Raw genomic sequence first — 484 nt, forward strand, 5'->3', positions numbered from 1 at the left:
GGCCAAAATCCAGCACCTCCAGCCGCGTGCTCGGCGTCGAGGGCATCGTCACCATCAGCTTGCGCTCCTGCCCCCGGCGAGACTCCTGGCGCCGCAGGTACCAGCCCTTGTGGACCTGCTCGGTCTTTTCCTTGTCCTTGGCATCCGCCCAGGACGTCAAGTCATCCGGGATCAGACCCAGTGGCGACAACGTATACCCCCTGGGTTGCTGGCGAACGCTGGTGTCCTGACTCACCATCCCGATGTCCTTGAGCGGGTTGGTCTGATCGTGATCGTCTGCGTCATTGATCATCGGCGTCAGCAACAGATCGATACCCTCTTCCCGCAAGCCCGTGAACAGTTGATCCGCCGCCTGGCGCATCTGCTGCTGGGTCAGAATTCCCGGCAGCGCCGAAGCGCCGAACAGGTTGCTGAAGAACAGCCCCACCTTCTCGTCCCAGCGATAGTTCTCCAGCTGGGAGAGACTGACGATGGCATTCAAGAG

The 484-nt window shown here is 61.4% G+C and carries 1 pseudogene; it reads right to left on the reverse strand.

Annotation, left to right across the window (positions count from 1 at the left end):
- A pseudogene (locus UCMB321_RS31125) lies at window positions 1-484 on the reverse strand (hypothetical protein); the annotation flags it as partial.

The organism is Pseudomonas batumici (genome assembly GCF_000820515.1).
GTDB lineage: Bacteria > Pseudomonadota > Gammaproteobacteria > Pseudomonadales > Pseudomonadaceae > Aquipseudomonas > Aquipseudomonas batumici.